Origin of the sequence: uncultured Corynebacterium sp., from assembly GCF_947253065.1 — a bacterium.
Classification (GTDB): domain Bacteria; phylum Actinomycetota; class Actinomycetes; order Mycobacteriales; family Mycobacteriaceae; genus Corynebacterium.
The window spans coordinates 61,676-84,517 of the sequence record NZ_CAMXWS010000003.1 but is presented as its reverse complement, the minus strand read 5'-3'; the positions used below and the strand labels follow the sequence as shown (position 1 = coordinate 84,517).

18 protein-coding genes are annotated in these 22,842 nt (G+C 58.9%); 7 read left to right on the top strand and 11 right to left on the bottom strand.

From position 1 onward, the window contains the following. Positions 1-38 precede the first annotated feature (38 nt). The 4 genes from Q0X21_RS01700 to Q0X21_RS01685 form a co-directional block, all read right to left on the bottom strand. Positions 39-2,717 carry an AAA family ATPase gene (locus tag Q0X21_RS01700; protein ID WP_297849965.1) on the bottom strand — a complete coding sequence of 893 codons (2,679 nt, stop codon included), beginning with the start codon at positions 2,715-2,717 and terminating at the stop codon, positions 39-41. Next, the gene (locus Q0X21_RS01695) at positions 2,717-3,934 is read right to left on the bottom strand and encodes a DNA repair exonuclease (RefSeq protein ID WP_297849964.1); all 1,218 of its coding nucleotides are present in this window, start codon (positions 3,932-3,934) and stop codon (positions 2,717-2,719) included. Before Q0X21_RS01695 ends, Q0X21_RS01700 begins: the two co-directional genes overlap by 1 nt. A gap of 70 nt (positions 3,935-4,004) precedes the next feature. Continuing rightward, on the bottom strand, positions 4,005-4,829 hold the full coding sequence (locus Q0X21_RS01690) for a hypothetical protein (RefSeq protein WP_297849963.1): 825 nt from the start codon (positions 4,827-4,829) through the stop codon (positions 4,005-4,007). A gap of 15 nt (positions 4,830-4,844) precedes the next feature. Further along, the gene (locus tag Q0X21_RS01685; protein WP_297849962.1) at positions 4,845-7,910 is read right to left on the bottom strand and encodes a DEAD/DEAH box helicase; all 3,066 of its coding nucleotides are present in this window, start codon (positions 7,908-7,910) and stop codon (positions 4,845-4,847) included. Positions 7,911-8,064: 154 nt separating this feature from the next. Between Q0X21_RS01685 and putP the strand changes: the two genes are divergently transcribed. From putP to Q0X21_RS01670, 3 genes are all read left to right on the top strand, one after another. Next, on the top strand, positions 8,065-9,624 hold the full coding sequence (putP, locus tag Q0X21_RS01680) for a sodium/proline symporter PutP (RefSeq protein ID WP_297849961.1): 1,560 nt from the start codon (positions 8,065-8,067) through the stop codon (positions 9,622-9,624). A gap of 117 nt (positions 9,625-9,741) precedes the next feature. Continuing rightward, a complete protein-coding gene (locus Q0X21_RS01675) occupies positions 9,742-10,395 on the top strand; it encodes an HNH endonuclease family protein (RefSeq protein ID WP_297849960.1) in 654 nt (217 codons plus the stop codon). A 6-nt stretch (positions 10,396-10,401) separates the two neighbouring features. Next, positions 10,402-10,884, top strand: a complete 483-nt coding sequence (locus Q0X21_RS01670) for a DUF2269 domain-containing protein (RefSeq protein ID WP_297849959.1) — start codon at positions 10,402-10,404, stop codon at positions 10,882-10,884. Between the two features lie 66 nt (positions 10,885-10,950). Here Q0X21_RS01670 and Q0X21_RS01665 read toward each other — a convergent pair whose 3' ends face one another. The 3 genes from Q0X21_RS01665 to Q0X21_RS01655 all read right to left on the bottom strand — a co-directional run bounded on the left by Q0X21_RS01665 (position 10,951) and on the right by Q0X21_RS01655 (position 14,605). Continuing rightward, entirely contained in the window at positions 10,951-11,940 is a 990-nt protein-coding gene (locus Q0X21_RS01665; RefSeq protein ID WP_297849958.1) for a trypsin-like serine protease, read from the bottom strand. 88 nt (positions 11,941-12,028) lie between these two features. After that, entirely contained in the window at positions 12,029-13,948 is a 1,920-nt protein-coding gene (locus Q0X21_RS01660; protein ID WP_297849957.1) for a DEAD/DEAH box helicase, read from the bottom strand. Positions 13,949-14,047: 99 nt separating this feature from the next. Then, complete coding sequence (locus tag Q0X21_RS01655; RefSeq protein WP_297849956.1) at positions 14,048-14,605, bottom strand: hypothetical protein; 558 nt, start codon at positions 14,603-14,605, stop codon at positions 14,048-14,050. Between the two features lie 130 nt (positions 14,606-14,735). Between Q0X21_RS01655 and Q0X21_RS01650 the strand changes: the two genes are divergently transcribed. Beyond that, the gene (locus tag Q0X21_RS01650) at positions 14,736-15,389 is read left to right on the top strand and encodes a hypothetical protein (protein WP_297849955.1); all 654 of its coding nucleotides are present in this window, start codon (positions 14,736-14,738) and stop codon (positions 15,387-15,389) included. Between the two features lie 24 nt (positions 15,390-15,413). Here the strand turns inward: Q0X21_RS01650 and Q0X21_RS01645 are convergent, their stop codons facing one another. After that, positions 15,414-15,839, bottom strand: coding sequence for a hypothetical protein (locus Q0X21_RS01645; RefSeq protein ID WP_297849954.1), 426 nt, complete (start codon positions 15,837-15,839; stop codon positions 15,414-15,416). Between the two features lie 896 nt (positions 15,840-16,735). Here Q0X21_RS01645 and Q0X21_RS01640 point away from each other — a divergent pair. Continuing rightward, positions 16,736-17,944: a DNA cytosine methyltransferase gene (locus Q0X21_RS01640; RefSeq protein WP_297849953.1), complete on the top strand. Its 1,209-nt coding sequence runs from the start codon at positions 16,736-16,738 to the stop codon at positions 17,942-17,944. After that, a complete protein-coding gene (locus Q0X21_RS01635; RefSeq protein ID WP_297849952.1) occupies positions 17,945-18,763 on the top strand; it encodes an Eco29kI family restriction endonuclease in 819 nt (272 codons plus the stop codon). Positions 18,764-19,064: 301 nt separating this feature from the next. Here Q0X21_RS01635 and Q0X21_RS01630 read toward each other — a convergent pair whose 3' ends face one another. Together Q0X21_RS01630 and Q0X21_RS01625 are read right to left on the bottom strand one after the other, a co-directional pair. Then, positions 19,065-20,069 carry a nucleoside hydrolase gene (locus Q0X21_RS01630; RefSeq protein ID WP_297849951.1) on the bottom strand — a complete coding sequence of 335 codons (1,005 nt, stop codon included), beginning with the start codon at positions 20,067-20,069 and terminating at the stop codon, positions 19,065-19,067. Beyond that, positions 20,069-21,358 (bottom strand): MFS transporter, encoded by a 1,290-nt coding sequence (locus tag Q0X21_RS01625; protein WP_297849950.1) that lies wholly within the window; start codon positions 21,356-21,358, stop codon positions 20,069-20,071. The genes Q0X21_RS01630 and Q0X21_RS01625 overlap by 1 nt, the downstream gene beginning before the upstream one ends. A 128-nt stretch (positions 21,359-21,486) precedes the next feature. On the opposite strand from Q0X21_RS01625, the gene Q0X21_RS01620 reads away from it, so the two are divergent. After that, positions 21,487-21,948: a hypothetical protein gene (locus Q0X21_RS01620; protein WP_297849949.1), complete on the top strand. Its 462-nt coding sequence runs from the start codon at positions 21,487-21,489 to the stop codon at positions 21,946-21,948. On the opposite strand, the gene Q0X21_RS01615 is transcribed toward Q0X21_RS01620, so the two are convergent. Beyond that, positions 21,945-22,817 (bottom strand): hypothetical protein, encoded by an 873-nt coding sequence (locus tag Q0X21_RS01615; RefSeq protein WP_297849948.1) that lies wholly within the window; start codon positions 22,815-22,817, stop codon positions 21,945-21,947. The two genes, Q0X21_RS01620 and Q0X21_RS01615, sit on opposite strands and share 4 nt — an antisense overlap. Between the last annotated feature and the right edge of the window lie 25 nt (positions 22,818-22,842).

Sequence of the window (22,842 nt, the reverse complement as noted above, 5' to 3'; positions counted from 1 at the left end):
CTAAACACTTGCACCAGGAAGAAATTATTTAATCCCTGCTAACTGCCCGCTTTTAGCTCCTGAATTGAAGCACTACGGGCCGCCGCGACGCGATCGAATCGCTTGGGGAAGCACGTGAGCACAAATACTTGAGACGACGTACCCACCTGAGTGAACAGAGCATTCATCAGCTCCAGGCGTTGCGGGTCGGTCGCACCCAAAGCATCGTCGACGACAACAGGTACCTGCATGCCATCAACATCACTTCCGGCGACCATGTCAGCGATGGCAAATCGTGTCAGCAGCGCCATCTGTTCCTTCGCACCACCGGACAGCTGCGCGAGATCAACCGTCGTGCCATCCACGGTGCGGGCGGACACGCGCAAGGAATCATCCAACGTGAACTCGGTGCCTGGGCCGAAGACACGGCTGGCATAGCGCTGCAGTGATTGTGCGAAAGGTGCGGCATATTTCGCGCGGGCAGCATCACGGTGCGTGACCAAGGTGTCGTGCAATAGCTTCACCGCATTCGCTTTTCGACGCAGCCTGTCACGCCCCACCCGCGCCACTTCAAGCGCGGAGCGTGCCTGGTCGAGCTTCTCCCCCTCGCCTTCTGCAGCACGCACACGTGCCTCGAGCTGGAGTCGACGATCGCGGGCAGCGTTGTAGCGCTTGGTCAGGTTGTCCACGCGGTTGCGGGCACCGTCGCGCAGGCTTTCCGCTTGTACCGGATCAACTTGTGCGACCTCTTCCGCGACAGAAGCTGCTTCAATCTCAGCGACTTTAAGGGCCGCATTCGCCGCCTCACGGATGGCGGTCACAGCATCGTCGTCGCTCTTTTCGCGTGCTGCTGCCAGATCAGCCCGCGCACCTTCCACTGTGATGTTCAAACCTTGAATCTTCGTATCCAATGCGATGAGCGTGGCGTGCTCAGGTTTGGTGCGCAGTTGGACGAGCTCAAGAGCACAATCGTGAGCAGCCTGCGCTGCCTGCTCGACCTCAGTGCGGGCTGATTCAACAGCTGCGGTGGCGTCGTCGAGTGAAAGGGGTGCAGCGGCATCGTCTGCAGCATCGATAAGTTCGGTCAGCCGGGAGTACTCGTGGCGCACGTCATCGGCATCACGTCCGCGAAGAATGTCCTGGCGACGATCACGTGCAGCGGTCAATGCAGCGGCAGCGTCACGGTGGGTATCCCTCAGGGAACGAGCCTCATCCACATCAGCGCAACCAAGTGCAGTGCTCAACCGAGTGAATTCACTCTGCGCTGCATCGAGTGCACCGGACGCAGACTCTGTTCCAGCAGCGGCACGATACGTCAGCGTCACTCCACCGACACCCAGCTCAGTGCCGTCGTGGAGAGCGATCGAGTCACTTCCCTGTTCATCTGAATCGACTGCATGGGAGTCACCGTCAACGGTGATCGTGGTTCCATCAGGCGCGGTGATCTCCATGCGTGCGGCAGCGGCATCCCGGAGGCGCTTCTGCAAAGCGACCTCATTGGCAGCAGCTTCGAGTGCGCGAACATCATCGTCAGTAACCGGGCGTTCCGGCGCGCTGTCCCGAAATCGGGCGATCTCCGCATCGGCTTCGTCGAGGCGTGTCACGGTATCGGTGAGATCCGCAAGACGATCTTTCGCCTGTACCGCTGCCAGAGTCTTTTCGGCAGTGGTGAGACGTTCACGGGCCGTCTTCTCATCCTGCTCAGCCTTTGCGTGTGCCTCTTCTTTCGCTGTGAGAGATTCTGCTTCTGCCCGTTCACGCTCACGAGCTGGCTCAAGCTGTTCGGAGACATCAGCCAGTTCAGTTTCGACTTCCTTCACACGCGCGATGAGCACTTGGCGGCGTTCAACATCATCGGCGGCACGCTGTGCATCAACAGTGGCACGTGCGACTTTTTCCTGCGCTGCTTCGAGCTTGCCAGCTAGCTCCTTCGCCGCGATTGCCTCGCTCTCCCGCTGGGTCAGTTCTTTTTCGGCTTCGGGGAGCTCGTTCTGAATATCCGCCATGGTCGCTTCACTGCGCGCGAATTCATCCACTGCTGCTTCGTAGGACCGCAGCTTCTCTTCTGCTTCGGCCACGATCTGTTCTGCTTCATCCACCTCTTTATCGGCTGCGGTAAGCACCTGCTTGTCATTGCCTTTGGCGGTGAAATACCGGCCAAATTCGGCTTCAACGCGCTGCATCAAACCAGAGTCATCGAGTGGTGCGCCAGCTGATTGTTCTTCGTCTGCAGTGGCACTATCAGCCGCCCCGGATTCCTCGAGCGTCCGAGTGAACGACGGGATGCCGGCAGCAGCGATCGTTTCGGTGAATTCGCCTTGGCGGAGAAACAAAGCGTCAAAAAGCTCTGTGTCGACGTGCTCGGCAATGATCTCTTTCAACCGGTCATGCGCCTGCTCCCCTGCAAGCTCCTCGCGGTGTGGGGCGGTAATGATCAGCTCGGCTTTGCCCTTGGCGCCTTTACCGAAGCGTTTATGCACGGTAAAGGTGTACGGGCCAATTGTGGCACCGAGCGTGATGTCCGGTTGTTCATCGCGGCCGATCGGGTAAAGCGCGCGGATCTTGGCAGCCGACGAATCGTGCTTGATGGTCAATACGGCATCGAGCGCATCGAGAATCGTGGATTTTCCGGCCTCATTGTCACCGTGAATGAGGATGACACCGGTGTCCGGCAGATCAGTGAGTTCAAGGTGCTCAACCGCACGGACGTTGTTGATAACCAGGGAGTGGATTCGCATTATTTCGACTCCTTGCTCAGGCGGAACAACAGGTTGACGGCGTCACGTGCCGCTTCGGTGTGGTCCGGGCCGGCGGAACCAGCAGACATCGCCAACAAATCCGACATGGCATCACTCGCGTAGCCGGTCAAAGGCAGATTGGCCAGCTCATCCTCGCTGGGTTCGAGGTGGAGATCCATCAGGCGTTTTCGCTCATACAGCGCGCCGAAAACATTCTCTTTGGCGGCGAGCCCCTCCTCCAGCTCACGGGTGGCCTCCAATCCGAGTGTGCCGACGATGGAGTATTTCACCACCGTGCGTGGCTTTTCCGGATATGCCTCAAGCAGGTCGAGCAGGTCTTTCACATCCGCACTATCAGCAACCTCGAAGTGCAGGGCATCAAAAGTCCACTCCCCGACTTCGCACTCGTCCACGGTCACGTCTGCTGAATCTGCGGAAGGCTTATCCACGCTAACCACCAACGCCTTGCCCGAATTGACCTCACCTCCTTCAACATCTTCACGGCGGTCGTGGAAATCGGTGACCTCGGGCGCCCCGGAGAACCACACGCGGCCACTCGTGCCGATCTGCCCGGCGGAGTGTGTATCCCCCATGGCCACATAGTCAATAACGCCGGCGTCAAGTGCTGCTTCGAGCCCAGGCAAGTCAATCGTGTCTGGACTTCTATCACCACTGCGGTCCTCGCACTGGCCATGTGCGACCAGAACGCGGATCTTATCCGTAGGCTCGAGCCCAGCGATCGCTTTCGCAGCCAGATCTTCAGTGGCGGTGCGAGCGAGCAGTGGCGCACCGATGACCTCCACTCCGGGGCGGACCTCCACCGGGGCGGAATCAGCCAGCACAGTGATGTTCTCACGCTGCCCAGCGCGTTCCAGGGCGGCGCCTGGGATCAACGGGTCGTGGTTTCCGGGCAGAAGATAAACCGGGACGGGCAGCGCATCGATGGCATCGAGCGCGCGGTCCATCGTCTGAGGCTCGAGCGCATTAGCTTCAAAGACATCACCGGCGACAACGATGAATTCAGCGCCAGTCTCCTTCGCGAGATCACCGAGACGAGCGATGGCGCGCAGCCTTGAGTCATCGAATCGGGCTTGTGCTTTGACATCAAAAAACCAGCGGGTCATGCCCAGCTGGAAATCCGAGGTGTGAATGAACGTCACCTGCTGGGCATCTGAGTGTGTGGCTGCAAGATGGGCTGACTGTGGGCTCGTGGTCATGGTCTTAGTACTACCACTCGTGATGAACCATGCTGTTTACATGGGCAAATATGGATAAAGAACGGTTGGATTATCTACGGGTCAGTTCGTCGTAGAGGTCTTCCAGATCGGACACGGCACGTAGCTGGTCGATATTGGTAAAGGAGATGGTCTGCATCGCCTTGTGCAAAAGGTCCAGATCTGAGTCCTCAATCATCGGGGCGATCTTCGGCTCGGGCAGGTGCGGGAGGATGTGGCCGTCCCAGAAGAATTCAGAGCCTTCCCTGGCAGATTCCATGGCCCGCTCCCCGGCGGATTCACGGAGTTGGCGCTCTAGCGTGTTCAGGTCGAGGTTGCGGAGGCGGAAGAGGAGGGTGGGGTCGGCGTCGATAAGCTCTGCTGCTTTGAGTGCGGCTGCGACCCCGTGCTTGCACACGCGGGTCTCATCCGGGCAATCGCAGCGGAAGCGGATCTTCTCGTCCTCGGTGGCCAGCAGACAATCGAGCAGCTCTCGGCCAATGTAGCCGTTGCGGACTTCAGCCAGCGCATTCGCATTGTGCGACATGATGCCGAGCGCATCGCGGATCGCACCGGAATCGCGGTACGGGAGGATGATCAGCGTGGTGAATGGTTCGTTCTGTGAACCGGCGATCGTGGCAGTGAAGCGACCGGCTTCTGCGCGGAGCTCAAGCACATTGCCTTGCTCCGCGTATTTTCGGCCACGGGAGAACCGGCCTTGGTCCGCGCCCTGCTGGGCCGCGCGGTAGATCGTCCGGGCGGCTTCGTTGTAGCGCAGAATCTGCGAGCGAGTCTCCTCCGACGCATCATTCGGCGTGGTGGTCTCCGCAGCGCTGTTCACCTTCTCGCGCGAACCGAAATTCACCCAGGTGACATTGTCTAATTGGGGCCGTGGCATGCGTGCTCCTCCCTCCTACTCGCTCGTCCGGTAGCTCATCAGCGTGGTCAGATCATCGGTGTCCAGCTCGGTGATCCAGCCTTCGCCTTCACCGACCACTGCGCCGGCGAGCTGGAGCTTGCCGTCCAGAATGTCTTGGATGGACTCCTCCATCGTCCCGCGGGTGATCATCTTGTACACCTGAACATTCTTGGCCTGCCCGATGCGGTACGCACGGTCAGTGGCCTGGTTCTCCACCGCGGGGTTCCACCACCGATCCATGTGGATCACCATCGATGCCGCAGTCAGGTTCAGGCCCGTGCCGCCGGCACGCAGCGACAGAATCATGGCGCGCGGACCATTCGGATTTTGGAATTCATCCACCATCGCATCACGCGCAGTTTTGGACACTCCGCCATGCAGGAACGGAATGTCCTGGCCCAGCCGGTCGCTCAAATACGGCTGGAGAATATCGCCGAAAGCCTTGTACTGAGTGAAAACGAGGACGCGCTGGTCGGTGGCCACGGCTTCGTCGATAAGCTGCAAAAGCTTTGCCACCTTGCCGGAGCGGTGCTTGCCCTTGATGGTCACCGCAGACCCATCGCCGAGGAAGTGCGCGGGGTGGTTACAGATCTGTTTGATGCGCGTGATCGTGGAAAGCACGAGCCCCTTGCGCGACATACCTGTGCGCTTCTCCAGCTCCTTTTTCATCGATTCCACGAGCGCGGTGTACAGCGCGGCCTGCTCATCCGTCATATCTACGGTGACCACTTGCTCGCTTTTCTCCGGCAGGTCCGAAATAATCGTCGGATCCGTCTTCAACCTGCGCAACACAAATGGCGCGGTAAGACGCTGGAGGCGATCCTGCATCTCATCAGCCAGCTGCTCATCACGTCGCGTCTCAATGATTTTGGCGAAGTGATTGCGGAAGAAGCTCTGCGTCCCCAAAATGCCGGGGTTCACGAAATCAAGGAGGCTGCGCAGCTCCGCCAGACGATTCTCCACAGGAGTACCCGTCAGCGCGATGCGGTGGCGCGCATCAATTGCACGCACGCTTTGCGACGCCCGCGTCGACGCATTCTTGATTGCCTGCGCCTCATCAAGCACCACATGGTCCCATTCAATGAGCCCCAATTGCTTGTAATCCCGGGTGACCACGCCGTAGGAGGTGATCAGCAGATCCAACTGCCCGATCTCCTCGACCAGCGCATCGCCTTTGAGACGCCCTTGCCCATGGTGAACACCAACCCGCATGTTGGGCACGAAGCGCTGCGCCTCGCGTGCCCAGTTGCCCACCACAGAAGTCGGTGCGACAACCAACGTGGGACCCGTCTTCTCCTTATTCTCCGCCTCGATGGCCAGAAGCGTGAGCAGCTGCAACGTCTTGCCCAGCCCCATGTCATCGGCGAGCACCGCACCGAGCTGGTTCCGCGACATGAAATACAGCCAATCCACACCACGGCGCTGATAATCACGCAGCTCCGCAGTCACCGTATCCGGAATCGGCTGACGGTCCGGGGCCGGGCGGTCGGTCCCGCCAATCAAAGTGTCCATCCACGCCGGTGAATCCACATCACCGGCGATCTCCAGCGCGCCGCCTTCAGCCTCCGCCGCAGACTCCAACGCCAGCTGGCGCAGCTCCTCGGCAGTGATGACGCCCTCTTCGACTTCCTTCTCCGACAAGGACTCGATGTATTTGCGTGACCTCGCCAGAGACTGCGAATCCGCCATCACCCACTGGCCACGCAGCTGGATCAGCCCTGACTTGGAATTGACCAGCTGGCGCATTTCTTCTGCCGTTAGCTCCGTATCCCCGACAGAGAGTGACCAGTCATAAGAAATCAGCTGATCCACGCCGAAACGACGCGTCGTCGCGGCATCAGCACCGTCATCATCATTGGCGCTGACCTTGAGCTTCGCCGTAGTCTCCATGCGCTGCCAGGAGCGCGGCAGCATCACTGTGATGCCCTTCATCTGCAGCCGCGTCGCATCCTTGGCCACGAGCTCCATCAGCTCATCCGTGCTCAAGTACGCATCCCAATCCCCGTCCCTGTCCGTCATCGGGGTAAAAGGCATGCGCGGATGCTTCTCCGGATCCACCAAGCCAGTGACCTCAACCGCGCGGCGCAGCTGATCACGCAAACTGGACAACGTGGCCACATCGACCTCATCAAGATGAATCGGCCGCGGCGCATCCGTACCCGCACGCACCTGGGCACGCACCGGCCACTGCACCTTCGCCGGATCCATCGAGGCATTCGTATCCGTGCCAGTACTGGTGGCAGTGATATCGGCGAGCTCACTGAGCATCGCACCGGCTGAATCATTCTCGTGCGCCTGCTGCACCGGATCCGTTGGCTCCTCGACGATGAAGACCAACTGCACATTCACTGCAGTGATCGAGCCATTCCAATGCGCGATCTGCTTCGACACACTCGAACCGCCACGGCGCAAAGGCTGAGAATTCAGCAGTGCGTCCGAAAAATCATGCCACGGGTATGCCCGCGTCTGGTCCTTCAAATGCGACAGGTGTGCACTAGCAATCCAGTGCACCAATGTCGTGGCCACATCCTCGCCCAGGTTCACGTTATTCGCCGTAATCACTCCCGGCGCGGCCGCAATCATCGATGCCAACCAGCCACGCTCTTCCAGGCCCGTGCCCAATTGCCACTCCGGGTACCAGGCACCATCGGATGGACGCACACGAATGCTCACCCTGCCCGCACGCACAAACCGAGTCAGGCCCACATAGAGGCGAATGATCCAGTACAGATCCGGTGCGATCGACTGGCGTTGAGCGGTGGTGGCGGCGGGCGACGCATCGTCGAGAAGCGAAACCTGGCTCAAAAAAGCCACCGTTTCCTCCGGCGAAAATGCTGCCGTCGGAGCACGCAACTGCACCTGCTTGCCCTTCGGAGTCTGCAGCGTGATCGCCCCGCGGCGACGGAACTGCGAATCCTGCAGCATGTTCTCCACCATCGGCGGGAACGTGCCCGCAGGAACCTGCGAAGGCATCAAAATCTTGTGCCCATCTACACGCTCAACCCACAGGTTGAGACCTGAGGCGGGCAGCCACAGGCCGTGCAGAAGGAATTTAGGCATAACCTCTTTTGTACCACCGACGGCGAAACGCACCACAGAACCTATAACTAGATATCCACACCCTGTGAATGGCCGTACGTTATTCTGGCCGTTGCTTCTGACAACCACGTGCCTTGAAAGCTACGGGGCCGTAAGAACATGAAAAGGAGACTTCATGTCCGAGAGCACTTGGATGATCATCGCGGTGGTCATCTACTTCGGATTGATGCTCGCCATCGGTTATTACGGATGGCGCAAAACCACTAAATACGGCGACTACGTCATCGGCGGACGTGACCTGCCTGCCTTCGTCGCAGGCATTTCCGCCGGCGCGTCAGATATGTCCGGCTGGCTACTGATGGGCCTGCCCGGCGCGCTGTTCGTCTCCGGCATGAGCGAACTGTGGATCGTCATCGGCCTGTTCCTGGGCTCCTGGGCGAACTGGCAGTGGGTCGCCCCACGCCTGCGCGCCTACTCGGAGGTGGCCAATAACTCGATCACCCTGCCGAGCTTCTTTGAAAACCGCACGCACGATCAAACCCGTGCGCTGCGCGTGATCGCCGCATTGATCATCATCTTCTTCTTCACCTTCTACGTCTCCTCCGGCATGGTCGCCGGCGGACGCTACTTCGAATCCACCTTCAAGGGCGAGTACGTGTGGGGCATGCTGATCGTCGGTGCCATCACCGTCGTCTACACCTTCGTCGGCGGCTTTTTCGCAGTGTCCTACACTGACGTTGCGCAGGGTCTACTGATGTTCGCCGCCTTGATCATCGTCCCGATCATGGCGCTGTTCGCCATCGACAATGCCGGCGATGTCTTCTCCTACCCGCTGGATAACCCCTACGGGCCACATGAGAATGGCAATCCGACATTCTTCAACTTCTTCGCCGGTGTTTCTGCCGCCACCATCATCGGCAACTTGGCTTGGGGCTTCGGCTACATGGGCCAGCCGCACATTGTCACCCGCTTCATGGCGCTGCGCAGCCCGTCTGAGGCACGCTCCGGCCGTAATTCCGGCCTGATCTGGGTTGGTGTCTGCTACGTCGGCGCTGTCTTCACCGCCATCGTCGGCACGAGCTTCTTCGGCCAGACCCAGCACTCCGTCACCGACCGCAAGGGCTTTGAGACGATCTTCCTGGACATGACCTATGTTCTGTTCCACCCGCTGTTCGCTGGCCTGGTTCTCACCGCTGTTCTCGCGGCCATCATGTCCACCATGTCTTCCCAGCTGCTGGTCACGTCTTCCGCACTGATCGAGGACCTCTTCCGCGGCCTGACCAAGAAGGAACTGACCGGCAACGGTTTGCTGATCGCTTCCCGCGGCATGGTCGTGCTCGTCGCCATCATCGCCATCCTCATGGCGCTCAACCCGTCCGACACCATCCTTGGCCTCGTCGGCTTCGCATGGGCTGGCTTTGGTTCCGCATTCGGCCCGGTCGTCGTCGCCTCCCTGTTCTGGCGTCGCCTGACCGCCCAGGGCGCGATGGCCGGCATGATCGTCGGCGCAGTGACTGTGATGGTGTGGGGCTACGTCCCCGCCACCTCCGAGCTCATCTACGAGATGGTCCCGGGCGTGCTGTTCGCCACCATCGCCATGGTGGGTGTCTCCCTGGCTACCAAGCCGAACGCCGAGGCCGAAGCCGAATTCGACCGCGCCGGCCAGGTCTTCGACTACGCCATGACCCACCCGGAGCAGAGCTTCGACGACGCACTGGAGAGCACCCAGCGCTAGAACTCCTCTAGCTCACAACAAACGCACCGCTTGATTACCGCGGTGCGTTTTTGTGTCTCTTTCGGCTGCACTATGCGATGTGGAACCGCTACACGCCCCGCCGCAGTCCAATAAGGCATGACACCATTCCGCGCGTATCTCTGCGCCCTCATCATCGCCACCATCGCGGTCGTCCCGTTCCCCACTCCGCATTCGCTTATCGACGTCCCCTCAAGCCCCCACCCCCGCCACACCGTCCTCGGATACGAACGCAGTGTCTTCGGCGCTGGTTGGGCCACCCACCGCAGCGGCTGCACGACGCGTGAGGCCGTCATGGCAGACGCATGGCAGGTCGACTCCTGCGCTGTGCCCTACCGCCAGTGGGACATGAACACGGTCACGCCTTTCACTGACCCATACACCGGCGAGCTCCTTCAACCCGACGATGTTGAAATCGACCATGTCATTCCCCTCCGCGCCGCCTGGGATATCGGGGCATTCCGCTGGCCGGATAAGAAGCGTCTCGCTTTTGCCAACGATCCGTTGAACCTTGTGGTTACCTCACGGGCCGCTAACCAATCCAAATCAGATGCCTTGCCCAGCGAGTGGGTGCCAATGGATGCGTCGGCACGCTGCGCCTATGCCCAAAGAATCGGAGAGGTGGCCAGAAAATATGGGCTTGCGCTGCCCAAACCTGATGTGCGCGCGATGCGTCGACAATGTTCGGGCATTCGTGGTTTGATCAGCGGGCACTCCCCAGATGGGACAATTCCAGTGTTTTCCGTAGAGTAAGGACCCATGACTTCATTCATGCTTTTCCTGCACGTTGCCGCCGCGATTCTGCTTATCGGCCCGGTAACGGTTGCCGTGTCCGCGTTCCCCAAGGCCGCTCAGCAGGCCCAGTCCGGTTCGGAAGAGGCTGTCGGTCGCGCATCTTTCCTGCACCGCTCCTCCACCACCTACGGTCTGATCTCCATGCTGGTCCCGCTGCTCGGCGGTGCACTGCTCGCCTTCGATTGGGAGACCCATAAGGCTAATTACTGGATGCACACCGCGATCGTGCTTAGCGTTCTGGCATGGGCTTTCCTGTTCGCAATGGTCATTCCGCAGCAGCGCAAGATCATGGGCAGCCTGGGCGCCCTGTCCCCTGCTGATGCGGACCCGCGCGATGTGACCAATAACTTTGACTCCGCCCGCGTCAAGGCCGCTGCCGGCGGCGGCATCTTCTGCCTGCTGTGGTTCCTGGTTCTGATCCTGATGTTCCTGCCGACTCCGGTCTAAACACAGGACTACTTCCCCTCCTTCGCCTTCCGGTTCGTCGGGTTGGTCAAGGGGGGATTTTTGGTTTTAGAAGAACCCGAGGACCTGCCCTACCAGCGGCACTGCAGCGACAATGACCATCAGAACATAGGCGAGGATCGCGCCAGGGGACGTCGCTGAGCTCTGGCTGCTCCCGTGGTCTTGCTGTGCATCATCATTGTCAGTGGCACCGGGATCGGCCGCCTTGCCGGGATAGTTCTTGTATGGCTCCGCAGTCGGGCCAGACTGTCCGGTGGAGGCGCGATCGATGGTGTGCAGAAGTGGCACGACGCCGGGGTTGCTTTGATCGCGCAAATAGCCGGTGACCGCCCAGCGGTGGAACTGGCTCACGGCATCAGCAGGACCGTCTTGCGGGAAGGTCGCGCGCAGGAAGCGGGCTTTCACCCCCTGGAAGCCGGGTAGGTTCAGTGTCGGCGTGACGTGTCCGGAGACAACACCGACCAGGCCACGCCCCGGAATGAAGACCGGCCCGCCGGAATCACCCGGCTGACCGGAAACACCAATGGCATAGGCCTCATGACCAAACGTGATCACGGCTTCACCACAGTTGGATTCGCGGTTTCCCTTGTGCGTGGTCGAGCCGTGGTAGCAGATCTGATCGCCGGGACGAATCTCATCGGGATGGATCAAAGTGTCACCGGAATAGTTATTTGGTGCGATGGTGATGCCCTCATCCCATTCGATGACAGCCCAGTCATTCGGGCCACGCATGCCGGCATATTCCGGGGAGAGACGAAGAGTGCCCACATACCCAGAGCGCTGCCTGAAATCAGCAGGATCAACCAGGCGGACGCGTGCACCATCAGCACCACAGTGTGCAGCGGTGAAGCTGCGACGATTCTCGGCATCGTTATAGCCGATGGTGCACCGTTGGCCGGTGCCTTCGACGCTAATTGGCATGCCTTGATATGCGACGGTAGGGACAGCAGCATGCGCGAAACCAGCATCAGGCCCAGCAAACAAAACAGAGCCAGCCACACCGATGCTGAGTGCTAAAGCGGCACTAATCCTCCGCACTGTTGTCTCCCTGTCCCTTGCCGTTTAATCCACCAAAGCCACCGACGGGAATCGCTCTCCCCGTCGGTGGCCCTAATGTACGTAGAAATTAGTCACGCCAATTGCGGTTGCCCCGACCGCCACGTCCACCGCGCCCACCGCGGCCACCGCGGTAGCCGCGATCGCGATCGTCGTCACGCCGGCGGTAACCACCGCGGCCGCCACGATTGCGCGGCGGTGCGCCGTGATCACGCTGAATATTGATCAGCTGACCGGAAATGCGCGTGTCCGACAGGCGGTCGAGGACAGCCCGGTCGAGGTTCTTCGGCAGCTCCACGAGCGTGAAGTCACCACCGATGGTGATGCGACCGAAGTCGCGGTTGGTCAGGCCACCTTCGTTGGCGAGCGCACCGACGATCGCACCCGGGCGGACGTGCTGACGCTTGCCCACGTCCAGACGGTAGGTATCAAAATTCGGGTCGTCGTTGTGGAAACGGCTACGACCACCACGATCATCACGGCCGCGGCCGCGTCCACGACGGTCATCGCGATCCCAACGGTCACGATCACGGCGGTCGCGCTTGTCCTTCGGCGGCTCCTTCATCAGGAACTCATCACCAGAAGTCTGTGCGGCGAGCGCTGCTGCGATGTCTTCCATCGGCACATCGTGGTCAGCGGAGTAGGTGCGCACCAGGCCACGGAAGAGATCCATCTGGTCGTTTTCCAGCGACTCGGTGATCGAGTCGGAGAACTTAGCCATACGGGAGACATTGACCTCGTCCACGGTGGGCAGGTCCATCTCTTCGATCTTCGCGCCAGTGACCTTCTCAATCGAGCGGAGCATGCGGCGCTCACGCGGGGTGACAAAGAGGATCGCCTCACCAGTACGTCCAGCACGACCGGTGCGGCCAATGCGGTGGACGTAGCTTTCCGTGTCATTCGGAATGTCGTAGTTGAGCACGTGCGAGATGCGCTCCACATCCAGACCACGCGCGGCGACGTCGGTGGCGACGAGGATGTCCAAGCGCCCGTCGCGAAGCTGATCAACCGTGCGCTCACGCTGCTGCTGTGCAATATCACCATTGATCGCGGCGGCGGAGAATCCGCGCGCACGGAGCTTCTCCGCGACCTCTTCCGTTTCGTGCTTGGTGCGCACGAAAACGATCATGCCGTCGAATTCGGTGACCTCAAGGATGCGCGTGATCGCATCGAGCTTGTTGCGGTGCGCGGTGAACAGGTAGCGCTGCGTGATATTCGTGTTCGTGCGCGTCTCGGACTTGACCGTGACTTCAGCCGGGTTGTCCAGGTACTGCTTCGAAATCCGGCGGATGCCATTTGGCATCGTCGCCGAAAACAGCGCGACCTGCTTCTCGTCCGGGGTGTCCTCCAGGATGCGCTCAACGTCTTCCTGGAAGCCCATGTTCAGCATCTCGTCCGCCTCATCGAGCACGAGGAAGCGCAGGTTGGAGATATCCAGCGAGCCCTTCTCCAGGTGGTCAATCACACGTCCCGGAGTACCCACGATGATCTGTGCGCCACGGCGCAGACCCGACAGCTGAATGCCGTATGCCTGACCGCCGTAGATCGGCAGCACCGAAATGCCGCCCAGGTGATCAGCAAAAGACTGGAAGGAATCGGACACCTGCAGTGCCAGCTCACGCGTCGGCGCAAGCACAAGCGCCTGCGGGTGACGCGCCTTCCGATCAATCTGCGACAGCACCGGCAGCGCGAACGCCGCGGTCTTGCCCGTACCCGTCTGCGCCAGGCCGACCACGTCGCGGCCTTCCATCAGCAGCGGAATCGTCTGCGCCTGAATCGGCGACGGCTCCTCAAAGCCGACCTTCCGGATCGCGGCCAGCACATCATCAGGCAGGCCGAGCGCATCAAAGCCATCGCTTGCCGACGCCCCGTCGCCCCCATTTTCCTTCACATCTTCCGCACCTTGATCTGCGGACCCATTCCCATTTTCTTCCGGCTCAACCGGGGTATTCGCCTGCTGTTCTTCAGCGGCGTTCTCATCAATATTCATCACGCCAAAGCCTACGTCAGTGCCGGCGCTATAGCCATTTACACTCAGCCATTCCTTGGCATCAACTTCCCGGGCTTTCAGGACCGTGCCCCGCTGGAGCTACATGCCTTGCTGCGGTGACCAGTACGCGGCCTGCTCACGTCGTCGCGCTTGTTTTTCGTGGTAGTTCCCCACTACTGCCAGAATGATCCCGGCGATCAGTAGTGTTCCAGCACCCATCGCGCCGAAGATGGAGCCGAGCACCCCGAAGATTCCTTTGCCGATCGCATCAGCTGAATCAGCGGTGCGCACCATGGCGTCACCGGTGCAATCGAAGTCATATTCACCGGCTTCTTGGGTGGTGAACTTACTCATCGAGTACCACGCACCCTCCGTATTCTCAATGGTCAGGCTGATCCCTGATGATGACTGCTCCATTACTTCCCCGCCGGGTGATGTGACCTCACAAGAAGTATTCCTTGGCGCCTCCCCGGTGCGGAAGAGCCGGTATTCCGTTTCCGCTTCCAGCTGCACCTGGCCACTTCCACCATTGATGTCGTACTGCGTCTCATTCAACCCATCACGCAGCCCCGCGCCACTGACGAAGATGCCAACAATGAGCGCCGCGGCAAGACCAATCGCCCCGATCACCGCGATCACAATTCCGAACTTCTTCATACCCTGCCTCCGGCCCTTTGAGCACCCATCAATCCTGTTATTTTCCCCGAGAATACTGTCCCCTAGCAGCACCAGCAGGACTTCCGCTTAGCCCACACGAGCCCCGGCCAACCACCTACACTGTGCTCTTATGCGTCTTTCACACCGTGCCCGCATCACCGCCGTCTTCACCACAGCCACCATCGCCCTGGCTGGCTGCTCCACCCGCGAACCAGACACCGATGCACCCGTCCTAACCACCATGGCCACCTCTGAGGCCGAAGCCGCAGGCGACGAGTCGTCCGAGCAGGCCAACGACGACAAGGAACCAAACAACAAGAAGAAGTCCGACGACAAGGACTACAAAGGCAATAAGGCCAAGGACGAAAAGAAAGACTCCGCGTCCGACGACAAAAAGGACGCGGGGAATGACAAAAAAGACAATGAGAAGGCCGATAAAGACAACGGCAAGCGCGACGACAAGGTCGACATGGCCCGCGCCCCGGAGGGCACGCACTGCGGTGAATTTCCCGATAAATTCGGCGACCCGTTGACCGTTGTCGCGCTCGCCGACAACACGGACTGTGAGACCGGGCTCAAAGTCGTGCAGCAGTACCTCTCCCCCAACCCTCCCGGCACTCCACCCCAAGGATCCGCCGGCATTTGGGAATCCCCCGAAGGCTGGGTGTGCTCCTCGCGAGTGATCCCGCCGGGAATGCATGATGAGCCTGGTACCCGCCACATTGGCTGCGGACCGAACAACAGTGACCGCAGCGTCATCCTCTATAGCGCCGACGAGCTCTAAAACTCCGCTGCCTGCGCGCGGTACCTACTGCATCAGTGGAATCATCGCGGCGAACAGCGCGATGCAGATACCCACCATGATCTTCCAGTGACGCTTCGTGCGCTTTGGCGGCTGAATCCCGCCCATCCCCTGCAGGATCCGCTTATCTTCCTCAGTGAGCAGATGAACAAGCGACTCATTGGTCCGCAGCGATTCCTCATAGGCCTCGATCGCCTTCACATCCTCGGCGGAGCAATACATCCACCGCACCGCCGGGATGATGAAGATCAGACCGAATAGCACCATCCCGAAACGATTCAGGGTGCTCATCTCAACATCACCCGGGAATACTCCCGCGAAGATGGCCACCACACCCCACGCAACGCACACCCACGCAACGACCTTGAATAACAATTTCGGCCGTTGCGCAAGGTCAGACTGTTGACGCGGTGCCGTCGGCTGGGTGCTCATCTCACACGGTCCTTAGCTCAGCAATAAAGCGGAATCGAATGCGCTCATCATAACCGCTGCGGGGAACCATCGGTGCCCTACATTTGCTCACTTGTAAGGAGAACGAATAGTCGCAAGTCACGACAGTTGATCCATTTCCCGGAGCATTCTCGTCCCCCTTGCCATGCAAATCCACATCATCTTCAACAATATCGTCGCCGACTACGCTTATGACTCCGCCTCGTTCAACCTGACCGAAGGGGTAACTCCCACATTGGCTTCAGTTATGCGAAAAAGACTATCGACGGAGACGTCTGGTCACTCACGACTACAACCAGCAGCGACTGGGCTCACAGCAGCGCCCAACACATCGAACGATGATAAGTAGAACGAAAAAACTAATAGACAGTAAGTCAACGTAGAAAAGAGTCTGCAAGCCAAGAATCGGCAAGGACAGTGACTTCAAGAGCACGATGTAGAAAGCCTTGGATAATACGTACTGCGATAATAACCAGACAACGAGCGCAAACCTCTCCGTGTCAACGCTGTTTCAAGCGGCAAGGGCTGTGTTTAAGCCTCAATGTCACGAAACTCACAACCGATCTCCTCTTAAGGACGATCGCGGGCCATACACCATCTGAAATTCTCGACAGGCTCGAGTCCAAGCCCGGAAACAGTAAATTCAAATGTGCCCCTCATGCCCATCGACCGAACCAAAATCTTCGTGCATTACAACTCGCGCACGCGTTTCAGCCTGAAAGCCAATCAAAAGGCAATCACGAAGTCAGAGCGTTACAGTCATCCAGAAGAGCACGGTGCTTGATTCCGAACTCCCAATCCTATCTAGGCCCTCCAGTAAGTTCGCATAAAAGGCTATTCAACTATTCGAAAAAATTGCAGTGTGTAAAGATATCCGCATGACCCATTCGAGGAACGCCAGAGTTAAAACTCAAAAGCTAAAAGGTATTGAGCTCTTCGCGGGCGGCGGTGGCCTCTTGCTCGGATCATCCAAAGCCGGAATCAATCACGTAATTGCATCTGAATGGGATATGTGGGCATGCCAAACAATGCGAGAAAACTCTAGTAACGGGCATCCTCTAATAAGAGGGGTCCGTATCCTAGAAGGCGACGTGCGCGACGTTAAGTGGACTGAACATGCACAACCCGGCGAAATCGATGTCGTGACCGGCGGGCCACCATGCCAGCCGTTCTCCCTCGGTGGCCTAGCCAGGAGCGCTGACGACCCTCGCGATATGTTTCCAGCCGCTACGTCGGTAATTGAGAAACTCATGCCAAGAGCTTTTGTGATAGAGAATGTCAAAGGATTGACCCGCTCGACATTTGCGGACTATTTCGAATACGTCAAGCTCCGTTTGAGCCACCCCGAACTTCGATCGCGTGAAGGAGAATTATGGCACGAGCACTATGCACGCTTAGAAAAGGAACATCTTCACGTTCATAGCGACCTTCGCTACAAAGTCGTGTCTCGTCTTGTAAATGCAGCAGACTATGGTGTCCCCCAGCACCGACATCGCGTCTTCCTAATTGGATTCCGAGACGATGTGGACGCAGATTGGGAGTTCCCCACGCAAACCCATAGCGGTAAGGCGCTAGCAACTGCCCAAGCCGATGGAAGCTACTGGGAAGAGCACCGCATTCCGGAAAAGGATCGAGTTCCAATTCGCAACCGCGCAGAAGAAGACGGATTGAAGCGCTGGCGAACAGTTCGCGATGCACTTCAGGATCTGCCCGACCCTACTACGGGTTCCTCAACCGATTGGCCCGACCATGATTTCCGGCCTGGCGCAAAGATCTACCCAGGGCACAATGGATCACCTATCGATGCTCCCAGCAAGGCTTTGAAAGCGGGCGCGCACGGAGTTCCTGGAGGCGAAAATATGATTAGGTTTCCAGATGGATCCGTTCGCTATTTCACTGTACGAGAAGCTGCGCGTATCCAAACTTTTCCAGATGACTATGTTCTCCACGGAGCCTGGGGAGAAGTAATGCGGCAACTAGGCAACGCTGTGCCTGTTGAATTGGCGCATATCGTCACGTCATCGGTCCACAAATCATTGACAAGAAGAGAGAAAGTTACTCACGAGTCATCCTTGCAGGTGATTTAGATGGCAAAACCCAACCAACCATTCATCGCCGATTTTAAACTCAGTATCACGAAGGCACTAGCTACTCAGTTACATGAGACCCTTCAGGGCATTGAAACCGCCACACTTCAGCCAAATAATGTAAGTAAGTTGGAGCCCCGGTCCGGAGTGTACGAACTATTCAAATATGATCGCGGCTCTTTGGCGAGGGTTTATGTGGGAAAGGCCAAGTCTGACCTACGCGCTCGCTTAAGCCAGCACATGTTAAAGATTTCGGGGAGAAAAGGGTTATCCCTTGAGCAAATCCGATTTAAAGCTGTCTACGTCGATGAGGATCTGGATGCGGCGGCTCCAGAAAAGATGTTGATTGACGGATACAGAAAAGAAGGGTCAGTGCCGTGGAACACCAATGGGTTTGGCAACAAGGATCCAGGACGCAATAGAGATAGAACCCTGGTTAAGCGTAATCATTTTGATGCCCTATACCCCATCGACCTTAATTTTATTCCCGACGGGCAAACCATGAGCGGAGCTAAAAATACAACCGTTGAAGAAGTTCTGGGTTCACTCAAGAGAGCAGCGCCTTTTAACATTCGTTTTGAAAGCCACCCAGACCTAGAAAACGATTTTGCAGTTGCTCCGCATGTCGAAAGCCCCACGACAATCGATGAATGGATCGAGTCAATAATCTGGTCTTTACCCGACGGCTGGCAGGCGACTGCCTTGCCAGGCTACGTAATCATCTACCGCGAAACTCAAGATTATAAAGCCGCAAGTTGTTACTGGTATCGAACAGCAGAAATCACCCTGCGTCATACTTCGGAACCGAGTTTCGAATAGCGCTAACTCAAGTCGGCCAAGTCCCGTGTAGTGGTGTAGCCGTTTGTGCTTTCGGCTCGGTACGAAGTTTGGGGCTGTGGGGAGGCTTCCGCCCCAACCTTCATGTTTTGAGTTGCAGAATATCGCAGCTCAAATTGGCAAAGTACTTAAGCTCTCCGCATTTACCTCTCCAATGACTAAGGCTAAGCATCTTCGCTTATCCACTGCACAGTTATTGCAAATCGGCTTTTAGCGCTGAGTGAATAATCAGTTAAGAAAAGTGCACCACAGGTGAATGGACCGAGGTTCGGTTGACGAAAGGTCAATCCTCCGCCCGCAGGTGCCGGAGCTTCTCCAGGGCGGCGTCGCCGGTGGCGATGCGGGAGAGGATGTGGCAGGCGTCGTCGAAAAGCGACCATGCGTGTTCGATGGTGGCGGTGTCGGTGCTTGGGATGATGTGGGCATTGGGTTCGCGTTCCCAGAAGTCTTTGGTGTCGGCGACGGATGTGCCGCGGGTCAGCTCGCTGTCGGCTTCAACGTCGACGGTGGTCAGCTGGGATTCGGTGGTGATCGCGCCGGTAGCGGTGAGCACGGTGAACAGGTCGTGGATCTGGGCTTGGTAGCCCTCCCCCATGTCCTCGTGGAACTCGAAGTAGAAGCGGGTGATCGGGTCGAGCTGTGTGGCGATCGGTGCGGTGCCGAGGGTGTGTGTGATGCGGTCGAGGCGCTCGGGGGTCAGCAGCATCTGCTCCGTGGCGTTGAGGGGACAGATGGTGATCGATGCGGGGGCGTTTGCGAAGACTTCTTTGGCGGCGTGTGGGTCAACCCAGAAATTCCACTCGGCGGTTGGTGTGGTGTTGCCGGGGTAATTGAACGCGCCACCCATGACCGTGATGTGGCGGAGTTGGGCGTAATGGTCGGGGTGGAGGCGCTGAAAAGCGGCGAGGTTGGTCATGGGACCGGTGACAATCAAATGAAGGTCGTCGGTGCCGCGCTCGATCGCGTCGATCCAGAGGCGGTGCCAGTCATGCTCAACGTGGCGGTCGGGGGCGTGCGCGTAGCCCAGGCCAGTGTCGCCGTGGGTTTCCGGGGTGGTGGTCAGCTCCCACTCGATCGGGCCAGGAATGCCGGCGGCGAGCGGAATGATGGGCAGGCCGCACAGCGACAGAATCCATGCGGCATTGCGTGCGCACTGGTCGGCCTCAACATTGCCTGCGGTGGTGGTCACGCATTCGAGTTCGTGGGTACCCGCGTGCACGGCGGCCGCGAGGTAAATCAACGCATAGGTGTCGTCCACGCCCGGGTCGCAGTCGTAGATGATTCGCACTAGTTCTCCTTCGCGGTGGTCGCCACTGTGTTGTTGCGCATCGGGTGGGTCTCCTGCCCCATCAGCGCCCAGACGGTGAAGGCGCCAGCGGCGATCGCACCGCACGCAGCGAATGCGACAGGGAAACCGTAGGCCTCCGCCAGAGCGCCGATCACGATCGGGCCGAGTACCTGGCCGGCATCGCCACACATCTGGAACAAGGACAAGGCCTTGCCACCCGAACGGTCATTGCCGATGATGTCCGCCAGTGTTGCTTGCTGGCTGGGCACGAGCAGACCGCCACCGACACCAGCGAGCGCGGACAGGGCGATCAGTGGCCAGAAGCTCGTGGCAAAGCCCAGTGTCGCGGTGGCCACCACTGTCACGGCCAGGCCAGACAGAATCATGGGCTTGCGGCCGATCTCATCCGCAAGCCGTCCGGAGAACTGCAGGGTGATCGCGTTGCCAGCAGCAAAAGCCGCGAGCGCCAGGCCCGACATCGCAGCACCATGAGTGAACACGGAGGCCGCGAACAGCGGCAAAATAGCCACGCGCACGCCCATATTCACCCAGCCCTGGGAGAACATCGACGCGAGCAAGCTCCGGTAGCTCGGATTGCTCAGTGCCTCATCCAAACGCAGCGGAAGACGTTTTGCACGGTTCAAATCATGATCCGACTTAGGCAACCGCACCCACACCACAAATGCAGCCAGGCCCACGGCAACGCCATAAATCACAAAAGGCCAGCGCATACCCAAAAACGACAGGCCAGCGCCCACGACAGGGCCGATGATATTGCCCAGCAGGAAAGCCGTCGCATACGTCGAGCTCGCCTTGCCACGGATCTGCGGCGGCGCCACCTTCACAATCAGTGCCTGCGCCGAAATCGTGAACATGGTCGAGCCCAGCCCCGCCAGAAAACGCAGCAGCATCATGTGCCAATACTCCTGCGCAACAGCGACCAAACCAGTGGTCACCGCCACAATCACCAGGCCGGAGATATAGATTTTGCGCGAGCCAAGCTTATCGACGAGCCGTCCCGCCCCCGGCGCCCCCACCAACCGCGCGACCGAAAACACCGACACCACTGCGGCCGCTGCAGCCATAGACACACCGAAGCTGCCCGCGAACTGCGGAATGATCGGCGCGATCAGACCGTAACCCAGCGCGATCAAAAATGCCGCGGAAACCAATACCCAGATCTCTTGTGGGATCGGTGGCAATGGTTCTCTTTGCAGTTTTGCTGCCTTGGCTTCAGCCCGCTGATGGCGGCGATCGGCCCAACGGCCATGTCGAAAAAGGGTTGTCATATCGCCCCACAGGCTACCCTTTTAAACCCAATAAAGACATTCGCTGACCACGCAATTCACACCCAAGTTCGAAATCCTGTTCGAATAGCTGGGATGGTGTGTCCACCACGACTCGTAGTTTGTGAGCCATGACGAACACACGAGAACTCGCCCAGCAGATCCGCAACACCCACACCGATGCCCTCAACCGCTTCGAAGCGGTGGTCCACCACCCGCGTTCGCTCGCCCGGCCAACACCGGCTTGGCGGCCGCCAACAAGGGAGCTCCCCCGCATCGGGCACGGTCCACAACTGAAAGCGGCGGTCACCCGCCGCCGCGTCGGCCCGCGCGCCCAGGCCCGCGTCAAGGGCTACGGCGAATCACATATTCCGGCCTACCTGATCGAAGTACGTCTTACCGATGTCACCGGCATCACGGTTGACCGCGACCTGGCCGAGGCATGGGTCCGCGCACTTGTTCCTTCATCCATGGCCGGTGCGGTCCACGAGGTCTACTCCCCGACCGGCACGACGTTTGTCTGGCTTGTCGACGGCACATTCACCCCCGTCTACTCGCCCGCCTCCATGTTTGAAGGTCTGGCCGCCGCCTAGCCCTCGTCGGACTCTTCCTCGTCGTCGCCTTCGTCCTCGTCCTCGTCGTCGTCGTCGAGGTCGTCATCTTCGTCGTCGTAGTCGAAGTCATCGTCCTCGTCGTAGTCGACATCCTCATCATCATCTGGGTCGTCGGCGCCGAAGATATCGTAGATGTCCGGTTCGTCGAATTCATCGTCGTCGAACGGGAGGAGCTGCGATTCCCAATCCTCGGCATGGTCGGCAGCGAGTGAGAGGACATCAAAAAGCCGATCAAAATCGACGAAGGTACCCAGGTCCAGGGTTTCCACCTCAGCGATCGCTTCGGCATGAAGACTGGCGAAGAGACGCTCGCGGTCTTCATCGGTGAGCTCGGCATCGCCGTCGGACTCCCAGAGCTCACCAATCGCATCATCCAGCAGATCGTCATAGGTCTCCGGCAACGCAATGAACGTGACGGCGGCGCACGGCGTGCCGTCTTCGAGTTCAACCTGGACCTGCAGCTCAGCATTCTCGCCGACCTCAGCGCGCACGAGGTTCGGGTTTATTGGGTCCTGGAAGAAATCAAGGTCACCAATCCGCTCATCGGTTCCCTCCAGCAAGTCACTGAGAACAGTGATCACCTGATCAGTGGCCATGTGCTTGGCAGCAGTCTGAACTGCATCTTCCACGGAGAAGACCACGGAGACCAAAACGGTCTCAAATTCATCATCATCTTCATCCACATCAGCAGCAGCGATATACACGTTGGCTGCTGGCAGCAATGGGTCGATCTCAACGAAGTGGATCTCCACATCGGACGTGATAGGCACGAACATGGTGTCGTCGTGCACGCGTGATTCGATGCCTTCACGATCAAGGCCTGCGGCGATGTCCTCGAAAAAGCTCATGACGGCAGCTCCCTCCTGCTGGCAA

Bases quoted from the DNA above. Each gene is read 5' to 3' on its own strand.
- Q0X21_RS01700 (WP_297849965.1), bottom strand. From the start codon at position 2,717: ATGCGAATCCACTCCCTGGTTATCAACAACGTCCGTGCGGTTGAGCAC.
- Q0X21_RS01625 (WP_297849950.1), bottom strand. From the start codon at position 21,358: ATGACAACCCTTTTTCGACATGGCCGTTGGGCCGATCGCCGCCATCAG.
- Q0X21_RS01670 (WP_297849959.1), top strand. From the start codon at position 10,402: ATGACTTCATTCATGCTTTTCCTGCACGTTGCCGCCGCGATTCTGCTT.
- Q0X21_RS01615 (WP_297849948.1), bottom strand. From the start codon at position 22,817: ATGAGCTTTTTCGAGGACATCGCCGCAGGCCTTGATCGTGAAGGCATC.
- Q0X21_RS01660 (WP_297849957.1), bottom strand. From the start codon at position 13,948: ATGAATATTGATGAGAACGCCGCTGAAGAACAGCAGGCGAATACCCCG.
- putP (WP_297849961.1), top strand. From the start codon at position 8,065: ATGTCCGAGAGCACTTGGATGATCATCGCGGTGGTCATCTACTTCGGA.
- Q0X21_RS01685 (WP_297849962.1), bottom strand. From the start codon at position 7,910: ATGCCTAAATTCCTTCTGCACGGCCTGTGGCTGCCCGCCTCAGGTCTC.
- Q0X21_RS01645 (WP_297849954.1), bottom strand. From the start codon at position 15,839: ATGAGCACCCAGCCGACGGCACCGCGTCAACAGTCTGACCTTGCGCAA.
- Q0X21_RS01675 (WP_297849960.1), top strand. From the start codon at position 9,742: ATGACACCATTCCGCGCGTATCTCTGCGCCCTCATCATCGCCACCATC.
- Q0X21_RS01635 (WP_297849952.1), top strand. From the start codon at position 17,945: ATGGCAAAACCCAACCAACCATTCATCGCCGATTTTAAACTCAGTATC.
- Q0X21_RS01655 (WP_297849956.1), bottom strand. From the start codon at position 14,605: ATGAAGAAGTTCGGAATTGTGATCGCGGTGATCGGGGCGATTGGTCTT.
- Q0X21_RS01690 (WP_297849963.1), bottom strand. From the start codon at position 4,829: ATGCCACGGCCCCAATTAGACAATGTCACCTGGGTGAATTTCGGTTCG.
- Q0X21_RS01650 (WP_297849955.1), top strand. From the start codon at position 14,736: ATGCGTCTTTCACACCGTGCCCGCATCACCGCCGTCTTCACCACAGCC.
- Q0X21_RS01640 (WP_297849953.1), top strand. From the start codon at position 16,736: ATGACCCATTCGAGGAACGCCAGAGTTAAAACTCAAAAGCTAAAAGGT.
- Q0X21_RS01695 (WP_297849964.1), bottom strand. From the start codon at position 3,934: ATGACCACGAGCCCACAGTCAGCCCATCTTGCAGCCACACACTCAGAT.
- Q0X21_RS01620 (WP_297849949.1), top strand. From the start codon at position 21,487: ATGACGAACACACGAGAACTCGCCCAGCAGATCCGCAACACCCACACC.